We start from the raw sequence: 18826 nt of genomic DNA on the forward strand, positions 1-18826 counted from the left end.
GCTGCCGGTGTTTGCCCTTTCGCGGCTTTACGCGCGAAAGGGCCAACACCGGTTAAGTAAAATCCAGTAACAACCGCTAAATCCTCCTAGCACTCAAGCGTTTTCCAAGCGATAACCGCTCATTCGCTTGCTTGCGAGGATTCACCCATGTCCACCGCTTCCAGCCTTGCCCAGCTCCCTGTGGCCAACGCGCCGCAGCCTTTGTACGCATTCACTGATTCGCCTTTGCTGCAACGCCAGCAGCAACAAGAGTCCAACGCCCGCAGCTACCCACGGCGCATTCCGCTGGCACTCAAGCGCGCCCGTGGCATCCATGTGGAAGATGTCGAAGGCCGCCAGTTCATCGATTGCCTGGCCGGCGCAGGCACGTTGGCGTTGGGCCATAACCACCCGGTGGTGGTCGAGGCGATCCAGCGGGTACTGGCCGATGAGTTGCCCCTGCACACCCTGGACCTGACCACGCCGGTCAAGGACCGCTTCGTCCAGGACCTGTTCGGCATCCTGCCCGAGGCGCTACGCCGCGAGGCCAAGGTGCAGTTCTGTGGCCCGACCGGCACCGATGCGGTAGAAGCAGCGCTGAAACTGGTCCGCACGGCCACCGGTCGTAGCACCGTGCTGGCGTTCCAGGGCGCTTACCACGGCATGAGCCTGGGGGCGTTGAGCCTGATGGGCAGCCATGGGCCGAAGCAGCCTCTGGGGGCCTTGCTCGGCAATGGCGCGCAGTTCATGCCGTACCCTTACGACTACCGCTGCCCGTTCGGCCTGGGTGGCGAAGCCGGGGTCAAGGCCAACCTGCATTACCTGCAAAACCTGCTGCTCGACCCGGAAAGCGGTGTGCCGCTGCCGGCTGCAGTCATCGTCGAGGTGGTGCAGGGCGAGGGCGGGGTGATTCCGGCCGATATCGAATGGCTCAAGGGCGTGCGCCGCATCACCGAGCAGGCTGGCGTGGCGCTGATCGTCGACGAGATCCAGAGCGGTTTTGCCCGCACCGGGCGCATGTTCGCCTTCGAGCATGCCGGCATCGTGCCGGACGTGGTCACCTTGTCCAAAGCCATTGGCGGCAGCCTGCCGCTGGCGGTGGTGGTGTACCGCGACTGGCTGGACACCTGGAAGCCGGGCGCGCATGCCGGCACCTTCCGGGGCAACCAGATGGCCATGGCGGCGGGTTCGGCGGTAATCAACTACCTGGTGGAACACCACCTGGCCGAGCACGCCGAGGCCATGGGGCTGCGCTTGCGCAGGCACCTGCAGCAGTTGCAGCGTGATTACCCGCAGTTGGGCGACATTCGCGGGCGTGGGTTGATGCTCGGCGTGGAGTTGGTGGACCCGCAGGGCAAGGATGCGCTTGGCCAGCCGCTGGCCAACCGCGATCTGGCGGCCAAGGTGCAGCGAGAGTGCCTGAAGCGCGGGCTGATTCTGGAGCTGGGTGGGCGGCATGGCGCCGTGGTGCGTTTCCTGCCACCGTTGATCATCAGCGGCGAGCAGATCGATGAAGTGGCGCAGCGTTTTGCCGAGGCGTTCATCGCGGCAGTCTGACCGATAGCCGGGGGCGCACGACGCCCTCGGCTGTCTCACGTCAATCAAAGGTTCGACCGGCACGCCAATACCCCATCAACGTCAGGCATTCTCGCTGCAATCCACGTTCCTTGATCAGGTACCGGCGTATCTCCATCACCGTCGCCGATTCCCCCGCCACCCAGGCGTGAAACTCACTGCTGTCGCTACTGGCCTGTTCCCACAGGATGCGTGTATCAATATCCACGTCTTCCAGCTTCGCCCGTGGTGCGGCGTGCCCAAGCGGCAGGCTGGCCAGCTCGCGCACGGCGTGCTGCATGGCTTGGCCATGTGCGCAGCTCAGCCGTTCGCGCGGCAGCCAGTGCAGTGCAGTGGCATCGCCATGGCGCAGGTTCAGGCAATCCGCCTCCAGCGGCACCTCGATGAACGCGTGCACCGCCAGCTCGGGCTGGGTGTCGGCCAGTTGCTCCAGGATGCCGGCAATCGCCGGCAGTGCGGTTTCGTCACCTACCAGCAGCACATTGCGCACGCCTTGGGGTGGCTTCCATTCATAACCGCCGGGGTCGCCTTCATAGGCCAGGTTGGGCGCGACTATCTGCAAACGGTCACCCACCTGCGCGTGGGTGGCCCAGGCCGAGGCGGGGCCGTTGACACCATGCAGCACGAAGTCGATATCCACCTCCAGCGCCTCACGGCGCAAGGCACGGATGGTGTAGGTGCGCATCGGCGGGCGCTGGGCCGGTGACAGGGCGCTGTGTGCGGCCTTCCAGTGCAGGTCGTTGTTCAGGTTGGGCGGTGAGCCGTCGGGGGAGGGAAACAGCAGCTTGACCCGTTGGTCTGGGGCCAGGGTGGTCATTTCAACAACTTCTGGTCCGGTGAATACCAGCCGGGTGAGCGAAGGGCTGAGCGCGATCCGCCGCTTCAGCTGGATATTGAAGATTCGATAGCTGGGGCGTTTGCCGGGGAGCGCTTGAGTGACCCGCTTGCGCAGGTTGTTGGCCAGGGTGGAGAGCATCGCGAGGGCCGCCTTCTGGAGGATGGGTATGACGTTCAGACGAGTCGCCCACCCGGTGATTTAATCGCGCAGCCTGGGCTGCCGGCAGTGGCCGGGGCTTTGGCTAAATCAGCTCGCGGCTGTTTCGTCTTTGAGGGATGACTGGGCCCTGTGGTCCCGCTTCCTATCGCTAAGGACGCATTGCATGAATGCCGAAAACTCGTTGAAACTCGCTCGCCGCTTTATCGAACTGCCGCCGGAAAAACGCCGTTTGTTCCTGGCCGGGCTAAAGGCAGAGGGCGTCGATTTTTCCTTGTTTCCGATCCCTGCCGATGTTGCCTGCGACGACCGCGATGGGTTGTCCTACGCCCAGCGGCGTATGTCGTTTCTCTGGCAGCTGGACCCTCAGAGCGCTGCCTACAACCTGCCCATGGCTGTGCGCCTAAAGGGCAAGCTCGACCGCCAGGCCCTGCAGCAAGCGTTCGATCGCCTGGTTGCGCGCCACGAGAGCCTGCGTACGCGCCTGCGTACCCAGGGTGAGCATCTGTACCAGGAGGTCCTCGCTGCCGAGTCCGTTGCCATCGTCGAGCACGACCTCACCGCCCTGGCAGCGGCGCAACGCGAAGCCCGTGTCGCGTCACTGGCCGAAGCCCAAGCGCAGGCACCTTTCAACCTGCTGCAAGGGCCACTGTTGCGCGTGAACCTGCTGCAACTGGCCACCGACGAGCACGTGCTGCTGCTCACCCTGCACCACATCGTGGCCGATGGCTGGTCGCTGAACGTGCTGATCGACGAGTTCGTGCGTTTGTACGATGCCGCCTGTCAGGGTAGCGAAGCGACCCTGCCGGCGCTGCCCATCCAGTACCGCGACTATGCGCTGTGGCAACGCAGCTGGCTGCAAGCCGGTGAGCAGGAGCGACAGCTGGGCTACTGGCGCGAGAAGCTGGGCGATGATCATGCCGTGCTTGAGCTGCCGCTCGACCATTCCCGTGTCGGCGCACCGAGCCATCGTGGCGCGCGGCGCGAGTTGCAGGTCGACCCAGCGCTTGCCGAGCGTCTCAGGGCGTTGGCCAGTGCCCAGGGGGTTACCCTGTTCATGGTGCTGCTGGCATCGTTCAAGCTGCTGCTGCAACGCTACAGTGGCCAGCGCGCCATCCGCGTCGGCGTTCCGGTCGCCAACCGCCACCGTACCGAAGTAGAAGGCTTGATCGGTTGCTTCATCAACACCCAGGTGCTGCATACCGATATCGACCCGCTCATGGATGTGAGCCAGCTACTTGGCCGGGTCAAAGACACCGCCCTGGGCGCCCAGGCGCACCAGGACCTGCCGTTCGAGCGCCTGGTCGAGGCGCTCGAACTGGAGCGCAGCAGCGCGCAAAGCCCGTTGTTCCAGGTGCTGTTCAACCACCAGGCGGCCATCGCCGACGCCGGTCAGGTTCGCCTTGGCAGTGGGCTGACGCTGGAAAAAGTCGCCCTGGACAAGCACAGCGCGCGCTTCGACCTTTCCCTGGACACCTATGAAAGTGCCGGGCGTCTGCACGCGGTGTTCACCTATGCGCTGGATGTCTTCGAAGAAGCCACGATCATCGGTTTCGGCGAGGATTGGCTGCGACTGCTCGATGGGCTGACCCAATCGCCCGCCACTGCGGTCGGCGAACTGCCCTTGGCAACCCAGGCGGTACAGCCACTGGAGCCGCAAGCTGCCGGGGCGCAAACGCCCGGCCTGTGCGTCCATCACCTGATCGAAACGGCCGCCAACCTCAACCTGCAAGGCCTTGCAGCGAGCGGCGAGGCCGGTCGAATCAGCTATGCCACCTTGCAGGCACGCTCGGATGCCCTGGCCCACGCACTGCTGGCGCGTGGCGTAAAGCTGGATCAGCGGGTCGGCGTGGTGGCCGACCGGTCCTGCGAGATGCTCATCGGCATCCTGGCCGTGCTCAAGGCCGGTGCCGCCTACCTGCCGCTGGACCCTGACCAGCCTCAGTCGCGCATCGACTTCATGCTTGCCGACAGCAAGGCCAAGTGGGTAGTGGGCCGAGCAGGGCAGATCAGCCTGCCTGAAGGCGTCGCAGCGATTGACGTGGAGGGCGACTACCCGTCTGCGTCGGCGCCCAAGGTGGCGGTCCATGCCGACAACCTTGCCTATGTCATCTACACCTCCGGCACCACCGGCAAGCCCAAGGGCGTCGCGGTCAGCCATGGCGCCTTGGTCAACTACGTGCGCGGCGTCAGCCAACGCCTGCCCATGGACCAGATCGGCAACCTGGCAATGGTCACCACGCCGGCGGCCGACCTTGGCCACACCATGCTGTTCGGTGCATTGTGCTACGGCAAGACCCTGCACATGCTGCCCAAGGAGACCGTGCTCGATGCCCAGGTCTTCGCCGCCTACCTGCAGGCGCATGCCATCGATGCACTGAAGATCGTCCCCTCGCACTTGCAGGCCATGCTCGCCGCAGGCGCCGAAGCCTTGCCACGGCGCTGCCTGGTGGTGGGGGGCGAAGCGTGCACTGCGGCGCTTCTGGGCCGCATCAAGGCCTTGGCGCCCGACCTCGACGTGATCAACCACTATGGTCCCACCGAGACAACGGTCGGCGTCCTTACCCATGCCCTGCAGGATCGCCCGGTGCTCGGCCAGCCGCTGGACAACCTGCGCGCCCATGCGCTGGACAGCTGCCTTCAACCCGTGCCCGGCAAGGCCAGGGGAGAGCTCTATATCGCCGGTGCAGGGCTTGCGCGTGGCTACTTGGGCCAGGCGGCGCTGACTGCCGAGCGCTTCGTGCCCGACCCCTGCGGCACCGAGGGTGCGAGGATGTACCGTACCGGCGACTGGGTACGCCTGAACGCTGACGGCGAATGCATTTTTGCCGGGCGCATCGATGGCCAGGTGAAGATTCGCGGCTACCGCGTCGAACTGGCCGAGATCGATGCCTGTCTGCGGCAGTTGCCGGGGATCGAAAGCGCCGTTGTGCGCGTGGTTGGCGAAGACGCCGATCGGCAGCTGGCCGCCTACCTGGTCCCGCAGCACTGGGCTGCGCAGGACGAAGCCCGTCAAGCTGTCGTCGACGGTATCCGGGCCGCGTTGAAGCTCGCCCTGCCCGAGCATCTGGTGCCGCATTACCTGATGCTGCTGGAGCATCTGCCGGTAACCCTCAATGGCAAGGTCGACGTCAAGGCATTGCCCGAGCCGGTCGCCGTCACAGCCCTTTACCGGGCTCCCGAGACCGCACTGCAGATGCAGGTCGCGGCCATTTGGGCCGACGTGTTGCAACAGGCCCAGGTCGGCCTCGACGACAATTTCTTCGCCTTGGGTGGCCATTCGCTGCTGGCCACTCAGGTGGTCTCGCGGATCAGGCAGCAACTGCGCCTGGACGTGGCCTTGCGGGTGCTGTTCGACACTGCCGACCTGTCCGGTTTCGTCGAGGCGCTGCAGGGGCTGGAGCAGGTCGCCGGAGGCGAGATCCAGGTGCTGGACCGGACGTTGCCGCTGCAGGTTTCGCACGCCCAGTATCGCCAGTGGATGTTCTGGAAGCTGCACCCGCAAAGCACTGCCTACAACACCCCCCTGGCCATCCGCTTGCAAGGCCAGGTGGACCGGGACGCGTTGCAGGCCGCGTTCGATGCGCTGGTGATGCGCCATGAATCCCTGCGCACGATCTTCGAAGAGCATGACGGCATCCCCCGGCAGCGCATACTGCCCGCAGCGTCGCCGTGCATCGAGTACCATGACCTCAGCACTGCCGACAGCCGGGCGCTGCAGCAGCGCCTACACGACGAGGCGCTTACGCCCTTCGATCTCGAACAGGGGCCGCTGATTCGGGTCAAGCTGTTCCAGGGTGGCCCGCAGGAGCAGGTGCTGACCGTGCTGTTGCACCACATCGTCTCGGACGGCTGGTCCATGAGCGTCATGGTCCGCGAGCTGGCTGCCGTCTACAACGCCCACACTACCGGCCAGTCGCTCGAACGCCAGGCGTTGGCGGTGCAGTACGCCGATTACGCCGCCTGGCAGCGCGAACGCCTGGCCTCGGGCGAGCTGCAGGCCCAGTTGGCATTCTGGAAAACCACGCTGGAAGACGATTTCGCAGTCCTCGAACTGCCTGCCGACCGTATTCGCCCTCAGGTCCAGAGCTACCGCGGCGGGCGCGTGGATGTGCGCCTGCCTGCCGCGCTCACCGCCGATCTGCAGCGCCTGGCGGTTGCCGCCAATGCCACGCTGTTCCATGTGTTCCTGGCCTCGTTCGCACTGCTGCTGTCGCGCTACAGCGGGCGCGAAACGCTCAACATCGGCATGCCGGTGACCAACCGCAATCGCCTTGAGCTGGAGGGACTGATCGGTTTCTTCGTCAACACACTGGTCGCTCGCGTGGCGGTCGATCCGTTGCAGTCCTTCAGGCACTTGTTGCTGGCGGTCAAGGAGACCACCCTGCAGGCTCAGGCGAACAAGGACATCCCCTTCGATGTGCTGGTGGAAGCGCTCAAACCCGAGCGGGGGTTGGGCCACAACCCGCTGTTCCAGGTCATGTACAACCACCTGAGCGACCTTGGCGAGCGGGTCTTTGGCGACAGCGTGCAAGGGCTGCGTGTCGAGGAGGTCGACCTGGTCGAGCACACCACGCAGTTCGACCTGTCGCTGGACACCCTCGAACGCAGCGAGGGTGTGATCGCCTCCTTCGGCTATGCATCGGACCTGTTCGACGTCGAGCGTATCGAACGCCTGGCATCGGTCTGGGTCAACCTGCTGGGCGCCCTGGCCAGTAACGCGGCATTGCCGGTGGCCGAGCTGCCTCTGCTTTCGGCTGCCCAGCACAAGCTGGCACTTGAAGCCGTCGACCCGGCCCCCTTGCGTTTCGCCGAAGGCCTCGGCGTGCATCAGCTGTTCGAGGCGCAGGTGCTGCGCGCACCGGAGGCTACGGCGCTGGTCCTCGATGATCAGGCGTTGACGTATCAGGTACTCAACCGCCGCGCCAACCAGCTGGCCCACAAGCTGCGCGAGCTTGGCGTGGGGCCTGAGGTGCGTGTTGGCATCGCCGTGGAACGCAGCCTGGACATGGTGGTAGGCCTGCTTGGCATTCTCAAGGCCGGTGGTGCCTATGTGCCGCTCGACCCGCAATACCCGCAGGAGCGCCTGCGTTTCATGGTGCAGGACAGCGGTGTTCACCTGCTCCTGACCCAGCCCCACCTGACACCGATGCTGCCGGTTTCCACAGCGGTGACCTGCCTTGAAATGCTGGCGGATGAGCACTGGCTGGGCAACTACAGTACGGCCAACCCGGTGAGCCTGACCGTCCCCGACAACCTGGCTTATGTGATCTACACCTCCGGGTCCACCGGCAAGCCCAAAGGTGTGGCCGTCGCTCATCGGGCGCTGTCGGTGTTCTGCAGCGTGGCGGCTGACTATTCGCGGCTCGATGCCAGTGATCGGGTGCTGCAGTTCGCCACGGTCAACTTCGACGGCTTTGTCGAGCAGCTCTACCCGGCCTTGTGTTGCGGTGCCCGGGTCGTCATGCGCGGCTCGCAGCTGTGGGACATCGAAACCCTCAAGCAGGCCATCGTCACCCACGGCATCACCGTGGCGGACCTGACCACCGCCTACTGGCGCATGCTGGCGGCGGAAAAGCTGCCCGCCGGTGCCTGCGCGTCGCTGCGTCAGGTGCACGTGGGCGGTGAAGCCATGCCGATGGAAAGCCTTGGCGACTGGTACGCCAGCGGATTGCAGCAGGCACGTCTGCTCAATACCTATGGGCCTACCGAAGCGACCGTGGTAACCACCGTGCAGGACTGTGCAGGCTTGCAGCCGGGTGCCGGTGGCAAGGCCATCGTGCCGATCGGGCGGGCGGTGGGCGGCAGGGTGACCTATGTCTGTGACGATGGCCTTGTCCTGGCCCCGGCCGGTTGGGTGAACGAACTGCTGATCGGTGGTCGCGGCTGTCTCGCCCGTGGCTATTTCAACCGCCCTGCGCTGACCGCCGAGCGCTTCATTCCCGACCCGTTCGACCCGGTCGGCGGCGGCCGTCTGTACCGTACCGGCGATCTGGCAAGCGCCCGTGTCGAGGGTGTTCTCGACTATGTCGGTCGCATCGACCATCAAGTCAAGATTCGCGGCCTGCGCATCGAACTGGGCGAGATCGAAGCGCGACTGCAAGAGCATGCCAGGGTGCGTGAAGCACAGGTCATCGACATCGACGGGCCCACCGGCAAGCAACTGGTCGCCTATCTGGTGATCGAGGGCGGTGTTGAACCGCAGGATGCGCTGCGTGAAAACCTGGCAAGCCACCTCAAGGCTGCATTGCCGGACTACATGGTTCCGGCGCACCTGATGTTCCTCGGCCAATTGCCGCTGACGCCGAACGGCAAGCTGGACCGCAAGGCGCTGCCAAGGCCCGACCTGAGCCTCGAACAGCCAGCCTATGTGCCCGCTCGCAGCGAACGTGAAAAACAGATTGCAGCCATCTGGGCCCAGGTACTCAAGGTTGAACGCATCGGCCTGACCGACCATTTCTTCGAACTGGGCGGGCATTCGTTGCTGGCTACCCAGGTCACCTCGCGCATTCGCCAGGCCCTGGGCCTGGAAATACCCCTGCGCACGCTTTTCGAAGCCCCGGTGCTGGCTGATTTCGTCGCCTTGACAGGGCAGGGCACGCACGCGGCTGCCCTGGCGTTGCAGCCGGTCGACCGCACCCAGCCGTTGGCCTTGTCTTATGCCCAGCAGCGGCAGTGGTTCTTCTGGCAGATGGCCCCTGAAAGTACCGCCTACAACATGGCCACGGTCTTGCGACTGCGCGGCGAGCTGGATGTCGAGGCACTGCGCCTGAGTTTCGAAGCGCTGATCGCGCGGCACGAGACCCTGCGTACCACCTTCCGCCAGGCCGGTGACCAAGCCCTGCAGGTGATCCACCCGGCGCAGCCGTTCAGCTTGGCCTGCGAAGGGGTCGAACCGTGCGAGGGAGACGAACAGGCCGCGCTGCTCAAGCGCCTGGTCGAGGCAGAGACGCAACGTCCCTTCGATTTGGAGCACGGGCCGTTGCTGCGCGTGAAACTGTTGCGGGTGACCGAGGATGACCATGTCCTGGTACTGACCTTGCACCATATCGTCTCCGATGGCTGGTCGATGCCGGTGATGGTCGATGAGCTGGTGCAGCTGTACCAAGGGCGGCGCAACGGGCAGGCGGCGCAGTTGCCTGCGCTGCCTGTCCAGTACGCCGACTACGCCGTATGGCAGCGGCAGTGGATGGAGGCTGGTGAGCGTGAGCGCCAGCTGGCCTACTGGAAGGCCCAGCTGGGGGACCGGCAGCCGGTACTCGAACTGCCCGGCGATCGCCCGCGCCCGGCTAACCAGGACTTCGCCGGCGCCAGTTTCGCCATCGACCTGGACCGCGACCTCGTGCACGCGCTCAAGGCATTGGCCCAGCAGCAGGGCGTCAACCTGTTCATGCTGCTGTTGGCCAGCTTCCAGACCCTGTTGCACCGCTATTCGGGGCAGGACGACATTCGCGTCGGCGTGCCGATCGCTAACCGTAACCGCCTGGAAACCGAACGCCTGATCGGCTTCTTCGTCAATACCCAGGTGCTCAAGGCCGAGTTCGACCTGCACACCACCTTCAGCCAGCTGCTTGAGCAAACGCGTCAGACGGCCCTGGCGGCCCAGGCTCATCAGGATCTGCCGTTCGAGCAGTTGGTCGAGGCGCTGCACCCTGAGCGCAGTCTGAGCCACAGCCCGCTGTTCCAGGCGCTCTACAATCACCAGACCGAACAGCGGGGGCAGGTGCGCAGCCTGCCCGGGCTGGAAGTTCAAGGCATGGCCTGGGAGCGCTATACCGCACAGTTCGACCTCACCCTTGATACCTTCGAGCATGCCGAGGGGCTGGGCGCTTCGCTGGTCTACGCCACGTCGCTGTTCGACCGCCCGCGCGTTGAGGCGCTGGCGCAGCATTGGTGCAACCTGCTGGCCGACATCGTGCGTCAGCCCCATCAGCGTGTCGCCGAGCTGGCGATGCTGGGCAGCCAGGAGCGTGAACAACTGTTGGCAAGGTGGGACCAGACTGGCGACGACCATCCGGACGACCGTTTCGTCCATCAACTGTTCGCAGACCAGGTTGCCCGCACGCCCGAAGCCATCGCAATCCGCTTCGACGATCAACGCCTGAGCTACCGCCAACTCGATGCGCAGGCCAATCGCCTGGCGCACCGCTTGATCGAGCAAGGGGTCGGCCCGGAGGTCAGGGTGGTCATCGCCATGCGCCGCTCCACCGACATCATGGTGGCGTTCATGGCAGTGCTCAAGGCAGGTGGCGTGTATGTGCCGCTGGACATCGCCTATCCGCAGGACCGCCTGCGCTACATGATGCAGGACTGTGCTGCGGCCTTGGTGCTGACGCAGAGCGATGTGCTGGGCACGCTGCCGATCCCCCACGGGTTGCCGACGCTGTCGGTGGACCTGCCGGCCGCCTGGCAGCAAGGCCCGGACACGGCGCCCGAGGTGGCGCTGTCAAAGCACAACCTTGCCTATGTGATCTACACCTCGGGCTCGACCGGCATGCCCAAGGGTGTCGCAGTGGCGCACGGGCCTCTGGCCTCGCACATTCTCGCCAACGGTGAACGCTATGAAACCGGCCCGCAGGATTGCGAGTTGCACTTCATGTCCTTCGCCTTCGATGGCGCCCATGAGGCCTGGATGCACCTGCTGATCAACGGCGCCAGTGTGCTGGTGCGTGACGACAGCCTGTGGCTGCCCGAGCAGGCCTACGCCGAGATGCACCGGCATGGCGTGACCATTGCCGTGTTCCCGCCGGTCTATCTGCAACAGCTGGCCGAGCATGCCCTGCGCGTGGGCAACCCGCCACCGGTGCGAATCTACTGCTTCGGTGGTGATGCCGTACCGCAAGCCGGATACGAGCTGGCCTGGCAGGCCCTGCGCCCGCAATACATCTTCAACGGCTACGGGCCGACCGAAACCGTGGTCACACCGTTGCTCTGGAGCGCATCGCCAGGCGATACCTGCGGCGCGGCCTACGCGCCTATCGGCCGCCTGGTCGGGCGCCGCCGCAGTTATGTGCTCGACGCAAGCCTCAACCTGGTGCCGTTGGGGCACAGTGGCGAACTGTTCCTCGGCGGGCTCTGCCTGGCGCGTGGCTATCTCGACCGGCCAAGCCTGACCGCCGAGCGCTTCGTCCCCGACCCGTTCGCCGCGAACGGCGAGCGCGTCTACCGCAGTGGTGACCTGACTCGCACCCGCGCCGACGGTTTGGTTGACTACCTGGGGCGCATCGACCACCAGGTCAAGATCCGCGGTTTCCGTATCGAGCTTGGCGAGATCGAGGCGCGGTTGCAGGATCACCCGGCGGTGCGCGAAAGTGTGGTAATCGACATCCAGGGCCCAGGCGGCAAGCAGCTTGCCGCGTATCTGGTCAGTGCGGATGTGCAGCTCGACGACCTGCCGGGGCAGAGCCTGCTGCGCAGCGAACTGCGCGATCACCTCAAGGCGACCTTGCCGGACTACATGGTGCCCACGCACTTGGTGTTCCTCGACAAGTTACCGCTCACGCCCAATGGCAAGCTGGACCGCAAGGGCCTGCCAGCGCCTGACGTCACTCAGCTGCAGCAGGTGTACGTGGCACCTCGAAACGCGATGGAGCAGACCATCGCCGGGATCTGGGCGGATGTTCTGAAAGTCGACAAGGTGGGGCTGTCCGACAACTTCTTCGAACTGGGTGGCGACTCCATCATTTCGATCCAGGTGGTCAGCCGCGCGCGCCAGGCGGGTATCCGCTTCACCCCCAAAGAGCTGTTCCAGCACCAGACCGTCCAAGGGCTGGCCTCGGTCGCCAGGCAAGGGGACGAAGGCGGATTGCTGATCGAGCAGAAGGCTGCCACTGGCCAGACCCTGCTGCTGCCGATCCAGCAATCGTTCTTCGAGCAGGACATTGCCCAGCGCCACCACTGGAACCAGGCGCTGTTGCTCAAGGCAGGTCAGGCGCTCGACAGCCAGGCCCTGGAGCAAGCGCTTCAGGCTTTGGTGATCCACCATGACGCGCTGCGCCTGCGCTTCGATTGTGCAGAGGGTCAATGGACGGCTCGTTACGGTTCGCCAGAGCCACAGCAAGGTCTGCTGTGGCAGGCTACTGTGGCGGATGCCGAGGCGCTTGAAGCGTTGTGCAATGACGTTCAGGGTAGCCTTGATCTGCAGCGTGGCCCGTTGCTGCGGGCATTGCTGGCAACCCTCGCGGATGGCAGCCAGCGCGTGTTGCTGGCGATCCATCACCTGGTGGTGGACGGGGTGTCCTGGCGGGTGCTGCTGGAAGACCTGCAAACCGCCTACCACCAGTTGCACGCCGGCAAGCCACTCGACCTGCCTGCCAAGACCAGCTCGACCCAGGCGTGGGCTGCGCACTTGCAGCGCTACGCACGCAGCGAAACGCTGCAGGCGCAGCTGGCTTACTGGCAGGCGCAACTCGGCCAGGCTGATGCAGACCTGCCTTGCGACAACCCAGGTGGCTCGTTGCATGGCCTGCATGTCGGCACCGCCCGCACCCGTCTTGACTCGGCCAGTACCCGGCAACTGCTGCAACAGGCACCTGCTGCCTACCGTACGCAGGTCAACGACCTGCTGCTGACCGCACTGGCCCGCGTCATCGCACGCTGGACCCAGCGCAGCGACGTGCTCGTGCAACTGGAGGGGCATGGCCGCGAAGAATTGTTCGATACCGTTGACCTGACGCGGACCGTGGGCTGGTTCACCAGCGTGTTCCCGGTGCGGCTGAGCCCGGAGCAGACGCTTGATGCGTCGATCAAGCGGATCAAGGAACAGCTGCGGTCGATCCCCGACAAAGGCCTGGGCTACGGTGCCCTGCGCTACCTGGGCGATGAGCAGGCCCGCGCGGCGCTGGCGCAGTTGCCGAACCCACACATCACCTTCAACTACCTGGGGCAGTTCGACGGCAGCTTCGCGCCAGGTTCGGACGCCGATGCGTCGGCGTTCCTGGTGCCCGCTGGCGAAAGCGCCGGCGCCAGCCAGAGCAGCGAAGCGCCGCTGGACAATTGGTTGTCGATCAATGGCCAGGTCTATGCCGGTGAGCTGAACCTGGAGTGGACCTTCAGCCGCGACCTGTTCAACGATGACACGGTGCAGCGCCTGGCCGACCAGTTCGCTGCCGAGCTCAAGGCGATTGTCGAGCATTGCCTGGCGGATGCCCACGCAGGTTTGACGCCTTCGGATGTTCCGCTGGCCGGGCTGACCCAGGCCCAACTGGACAGCCTGCCTGTTCCGGCGGCGCTGATCGAAGACCTCTATCCCCTTGCGCCCATGCAGCAGGGCATGCTGTTCCACAGCCTGTTCGAGCAAGGCGGGGGGCATTACATCAACCAGATGCGCGTTGACGTCAAAGGGCTCGACGTACCACGCTTCAGGCTCGCCTGGCAGGCCGCTGTCGATCGCCATGAGGTGCTCAGGGCCAACTTCGTGACCTGCTTCCAGCACCCGCTGCAGGTCATTCGCAGGCAGCTCGAATTGCCGTTCACGTACCTGGACTGGGCCGGCATCGCCGAGCAGGGTGCGGCCGTGGACAGCTGGGCCGAAGCCGATCTGCGCAAGGGCTTCGACCTGCAGCATGACCCCCTGCTGCGCCTGGCGGTTATCCGCACCAGCGAAGCATCGTGCCATCTGGTTTTCACCAGTCATCACATTCTGATGGATGGCTGGAGCAATGCGCAGTTGCTCGCTGAGGTGCTCCAGGCTTATGCCGGGGTGCCGAACGGTGGGGTGACGGGCCGCTATCGCGATTACATCGAATGGCTGCAGCGCCAGGATGCCGGGCAAGCTCAGGCCTTCTGGCTGCAGCAGTTGCATGACCTGAACGAGCCTACGCGCTTGGCACTGGCCATCCGTCAGGACAAGGCCCGCCTGGGTACCGGCTACGGTGAACACCAGCAGCGTTTGAGCGAGCAGCAGACGCAGGCGCTGGCTGCCTTTGCCCGGCAGCAGCGGGTGACCGTCAATACCTTGGTGCAAGCGGCGTGGCTGCTGCTTCTGCAGCGTTACACCGGGCAATCGTGCGTGAGCTTCGGCGCGACGGTATCCGGTCGCCCGGCGGAGCTGCGCGGTGTCGAGCAACAGCTGGGGCTGTTCATCAACACGCTGCCGGTGGTCGCCAACCCGCGTCCGCAGCAGGGGGTGGCGCAATGGGTGCAGCAACTGCAGGCGCAGAACCTGGCGCTGCGCGAGTACGAGCACAGCCCCTTGTACGATATCCAGCGCTGGGCCGGATCGGGTGGGGAAGGGCTGTTCGATACCTTGCTGGTGTTCGAGAACTACCCGGTCGGCGATGCCCTGCAGCAGGGCGCACCCGCCGGGCTCGTGTTCGGCAACGTGCGCGGGCATGAACAGTCGAGCGTGCCGCTGACCTTGGCGATTGGCGCAGGTACGCACCTGTCGGTGCACTACAGCTACGACCGCCAGTGTTTCACGCAAGAAAGCATCGCGCAGATCGCCCGCCACTTCGGCACGCTGTTGCGGGCGCTGGTCAGTGGCGCAGATCAGAGGCTGGGTGACCTGGCAATGACGACCGAGGACGAGGACCTGCAAGACCTTGCTCATCGACACGGTAATGCCTTGTCGCTTTCGGACGCGCCTTGTGTACACCTGTTGATCGAAGCGCAGGCCGCTCGCACGCCGAACGCCACCGCGCTGATTTTCGGCGACCAACACCTGACCTATCAACAGCTCAACCGGCGTGCCAACCAGTTGGCGCACCACCTTCGCGAACGCGGGGTGGGCCCGGATGTGCTTGTAGGGGTCGCACTCGAGCGCGGCCTGGAGATGGTGATCGGTCTGCTTGCCATCTTGAAGGCAGGCGGTGCGTATGTGCCGCTGGACCCTCTCTACCCCCGTGATCGCCTGGCTTACATGATGCAGGACAGTCAGGCTCGTCTGTTGCTGTCCCAGGCTTCGCTGGCGGATCGCCTGCCGCAGGGCGGGACGGCCGAAGTCTTGCTGCTTGACCGGTTGCAGCTGCGAGACGACGCTGATGGGAATCTGGACAATGTCACCGCGCCGGGCAACCTGGCACTGAGCATCTACACCTCGGGATCCACGGGGTTGCCCAAAGGTGTGCTGATCGAGCACCGCAATGTCACGGCGCTGATCGGCTGGGCGCGCACGGTCTACACCATGCAGGACCTGCAAGGCGTGCTGGCATCGACGTCCATCTGTTTCGACCTGTCGGTATGGGAGCTGTTTGTCACGCTGGCTGCGGGTGGCTACGCGGTGCTCGCGCAGAATGCGCTGGAACTGCCCTACCTGGCGGCGCGAGAACGCGTACGCCTGGTCAACACCGTGCCCTCGGCCATCAAGGCACTGCTCGACGCCGGTTCGTTGCCTGCGAGCGTGCGCATTGTCAACCTGGCAGGCGAACCCTTGCGGCAGCCAGTGGTGGACAGGCTCTATGCGCTGGGCCATGTGGAGCATGTCTACGACCTGTACGGCCCGTCCGAAGACACCACCTATTCCACCTGGACCCGCCGTGAGTCCGGTGGGCGAGCCAATATTGGCCGGCCTATCGCGAACACGACAGCGTACACGCTGGACATCAATGGTAAATCCATGCCGTCCGGGGTTGCGGGCGAGCTCTGCCTTACCGGTGCCGGTCTTGCCCGGGGCTACCTGGGGCGTCCGGCACTAACCGCAGAGAAATTCCTGCCCGATCCTTTCGATGCTTCCGAGCATGGCGGAGGCCGTCTGTACCGGACAGGTGATCTGGCGTCCTATCGCAACGACGGCATGATCGAGTACATCGGGCGTATCGATCATCAGGTGAAGATCCGTGGCTTCCGCATCGAGCTGGGCGAGATCGAGCTCAAGCTGCTTGCGCATCCCGCCATTCGCGAAGCGGTGGTGATCGATAGCGAAGGCCCGGGTGGGCGGCAACTGGTCGCGTACCTTGTGGCTGATGCGTGCATGCAGGCGCTTGGCGACACCCTGCGTGAGTACCTGAAGGCCATGCTCCCGGAATACATGGTCCCGGCGCACTTCGTCGCGCTGGACGCTCTGCCACTGACCCCCAATGGCAAGTTGGACCGCAAAGCCCTGCCTGCACCGGACGCAAACACGCTTCAGCAAGGTTTCGTGGCGCCTTGCGGCGAACTTGAAGCGCAGGTGGCAGCGATCTGGGCCGATGTGCTGAAGCTTGAAAGGGTCGGCATGAACGACAACTTCTTCGAGCTGGGCGGGCATTCGCTGCTGGCAGTCCAGGCGACCCAGCGCGTGCAGTTGCTGCTGGGGCTGGAGGTGCCGCTTTCGGCCCTGTTCGGTGCCGGGCGACTTGCGGACTACGTGGCGACGATGGCTGAGCTGGCGCCTGCCAGCGCAGCGGATGTCGATGAGTTGAGTGATTTCCTGGCAGAACTGGAGAGTGTTTGAAATGACGGCCCAGAACATCGAGCTGGTTAAACGGTTCCTGCATCTGCCACTGGAGCAGCGTAAGCAATTCTTTGAAAAGATGCAGTCCAAGGGCATGAGCTTCGCTCGGCTGCCGATCCCGCGGATACGGGACGAATGGGGGCCCATCGGGTTGTCGTATGCCCAGCAGCGCCAGTGGTTCCTTTGGCAGTTCGAGCCCGAAAGCGCGGCCTACAACATCAGCATGGCCCTGCGTTTCAGGGGCGCATTGGACCCCGCGCTTCTGCAGCGTAGCCTTGAAGACCTGGTGCACCGCCACGAAAGCCTGCGCACCGCTTTTGCCCAGGACGGCGACCAGCCTGTGCAGGTCATTGAACCGAGTGTGCGGGTGGAAATTGTACGGGAGCCCTTTGCAGCGGCACCAGACGCTGATTTTGCCGAGCGCCTTGAACGTCGCATCGAAGAAGAGGCCGGCCAGCCTTTCGACCTGGGGCAGGCGCCCCTGTGGCGGGTAAGGCTGCTGCAGGTGAACGAGGCCGACCATGTGCTGATCCTGGTCATGCACCATATCGTCTCCGATGGCTGGTCGATGCCGATACTGCTGGACGAGTGGATCCGCAGCTACGAGGGGCATCGCCTTGGCCAGCCGGCGTCGTTGCCAGAACTGCCGATCCAGTATGCCGACTATGCCATCTGGCAACGCCGGTGCATGGAAGCGGGCGAGCTGGCGCGTCAGCTGGCGTACTGGGAGACCGAGCTGGGGGGGGAGCAGCCGGTGCTGGAACTGCCGATCGACCGTCCTCGCCCGGCGGTGCAGAGCCGGGCAGGTGCAAGCCTGGATATCAGCCTGGACGACACACTGTGTGCCGGCCTCAAGCAGCTGGCGCGTGATCGGGGCGTGACAGTGTTCATGCTCCTGCTGGCCAGCTACCAGACCTTGCTGCACCGCTACAGCGGGCAGAACGATATCCGTGTCGGCATACCCACGGCCAACCGCAATCGAATGGAGACCGAAGGCCTGATCGGCTTTTTCGTCAACACCCAGGTGCTCAAGGCGGACTTCGACCTGGGGATGACCTTCACTGAACTGCTTGAGCAGACTCAGCGACGCGTCTCGGGTGCCCAGGCTCATCAGGACCTGCCGTTCGAGCAGCTGGTCGAAGCCTTGCAGCCAGAGCGCAGCCTCAGCCATAGCCCGTTGTTCCAGGTCATGTTCAACCACCAGACCGAAGCGCGCGGGCAGGGTCGGCAGCTGCCTGGCTTGGCTGTCGAGACGCTGAACTGGGAACGTGGGACCGCGCAGTTCGACCTGACGCTGGAGACCGTGGAGCACGAGGCAGGGATCGCGGTGTCGCTGACCTACGCAACCGCGCTGTTCGACGAAGCCACCATTGCCCAGCTCGCCGGGCACTGGCAGGGCCTGTTGGCCGCCATCGTCGCCCAGCCGCAGCAGCGCATCGCCGAGCTGCCGCTGCTGAATGCCGCGCAGCAGCAACAGGTGGTCTACGACTGGAACCGCACCCACGCCGACTACCCGCTGGAGCAGTGCCTGCAGCAACTGATCGAGGCGCAAGTCGCCGCCACCCCGGACGCGCCGGCGCTGGTGTTTGCCGAACAGGCCCTGAGCTACCGTGAGCTGAACCGGCGCGCCAACCAGCTGGCGCACAAGCTGCGCGAACAAGGCGTGGGGCCGGACGTGCTGGTGGGCATTGCCGCCGAGCGCAGCGTGGACATGGTCATCGGCCTGCTGGGCATCCTCAAGGCCGGTGGCGCCTATGTGCCGCTGGACCCGGAATACCCGGCCGAGCGCCTGGCCTACATGATGCAGGACAGCGGCATCGGCCTGCTGCTGACGCAAGCCCACCTGCTGGCGCAGTTGCCGGTGCCCGAAGGTGTGCAGCCACTGTTGCTCGAACCGCTGCCGGGCT

At 64.9% G+C, this 18826-nt stretch carries 4 protein-coding genes; 3 read left to right on the top strand and 1 reads right to left on the bottom strand.

All coding sequences use genetic code 11. The features are described 5' to 3' along the window. The first annotated feature begins 147 nt into the window (after positions 1 to 147). Positions 148 to 1536: an aspartate aminotransferase family protein gene (locus PM2_RS17965; protein WP_028699388.1), complete on the top strand. Its 1389-nt coding sequence runs from the start codon at positions 148 to 150 to the stop codon at positions 1534 to 1536. 40 nt (positions 1537 to 1576) lie between these two features. On the opposite strand, the gene PM2_RS17970 is transcribed toward PM2_RS17965, so the two are convergent. Then, entirely contained in the window at positions 1577 to 2530 is a 954-nt protein-coding gene (locus PM2_RS17970) for a siderophore-interacting protein (RefSeq protein WP_033740473.1), read from the bottom strand. 184 nt (positions 2531 to 2714) lie between these two features. On the opposite strand from PM2_RS17970, the gene PM2_RS17975 reads away from it, so the two are divergent. Together PM2_RS17975 and PM2_RS17980 are read left to right on the top strand one after the other, a co-directional pair. After that, on the top strand, positions 2715 to 16919 hold the full coding sequence (locus PM2_RS17975; protein WP_028699390.1) for a non-ribosomal peptide synthase/polyketide synthase: 14205 nt from the start codon (positions 2715 to 2717) through the stop codon (positions 16917 to 16919). Between the two features lies 1 nt (position 16920). Continuing rightward, positions 16921 to 18826 (top strand): condensation domain-containing protein (locus PM2_RS17980; protein ID WP_042132229.1); only part of this gene is annotated, 1906 nt, incomplete at its 3' end.

This window comes from Pseudomonas monteilii NBRC 103158 = DSM 14164 (assembly GCF_000730605.1).
Classification (GTDB): Bacteria; Pseudomonadota; Gammaproteobacteria; order Pseudomonadales; family Pseudomonadaceae; genus Aquipseudomonas; species Aquipseudomonas monteilii.

Coding starts and splice junctions, on each gene's coding strand:
- PM2_RS17970 (WP_033740473.1), bottom strand. CDS start 2,530: ATGCTCTCCACCCTGGCCAACAACCTGCGCAAGCGGGTCACTCAAGCG.
- PM2_RS17965 (WP_028699388.1), top strand. CDS start 148: ATGTCCACCGCTTCCAGCCTTGCCCAGCTCCCTGTGGCCAACGCGCCG.
- PM2_RS17975 (WP_028699390.1), top strand. CDS start 2,715: ATGAATGCCGAAAACTCGTTGAAACTCGCTCGCCGCTTTATCGAACTG.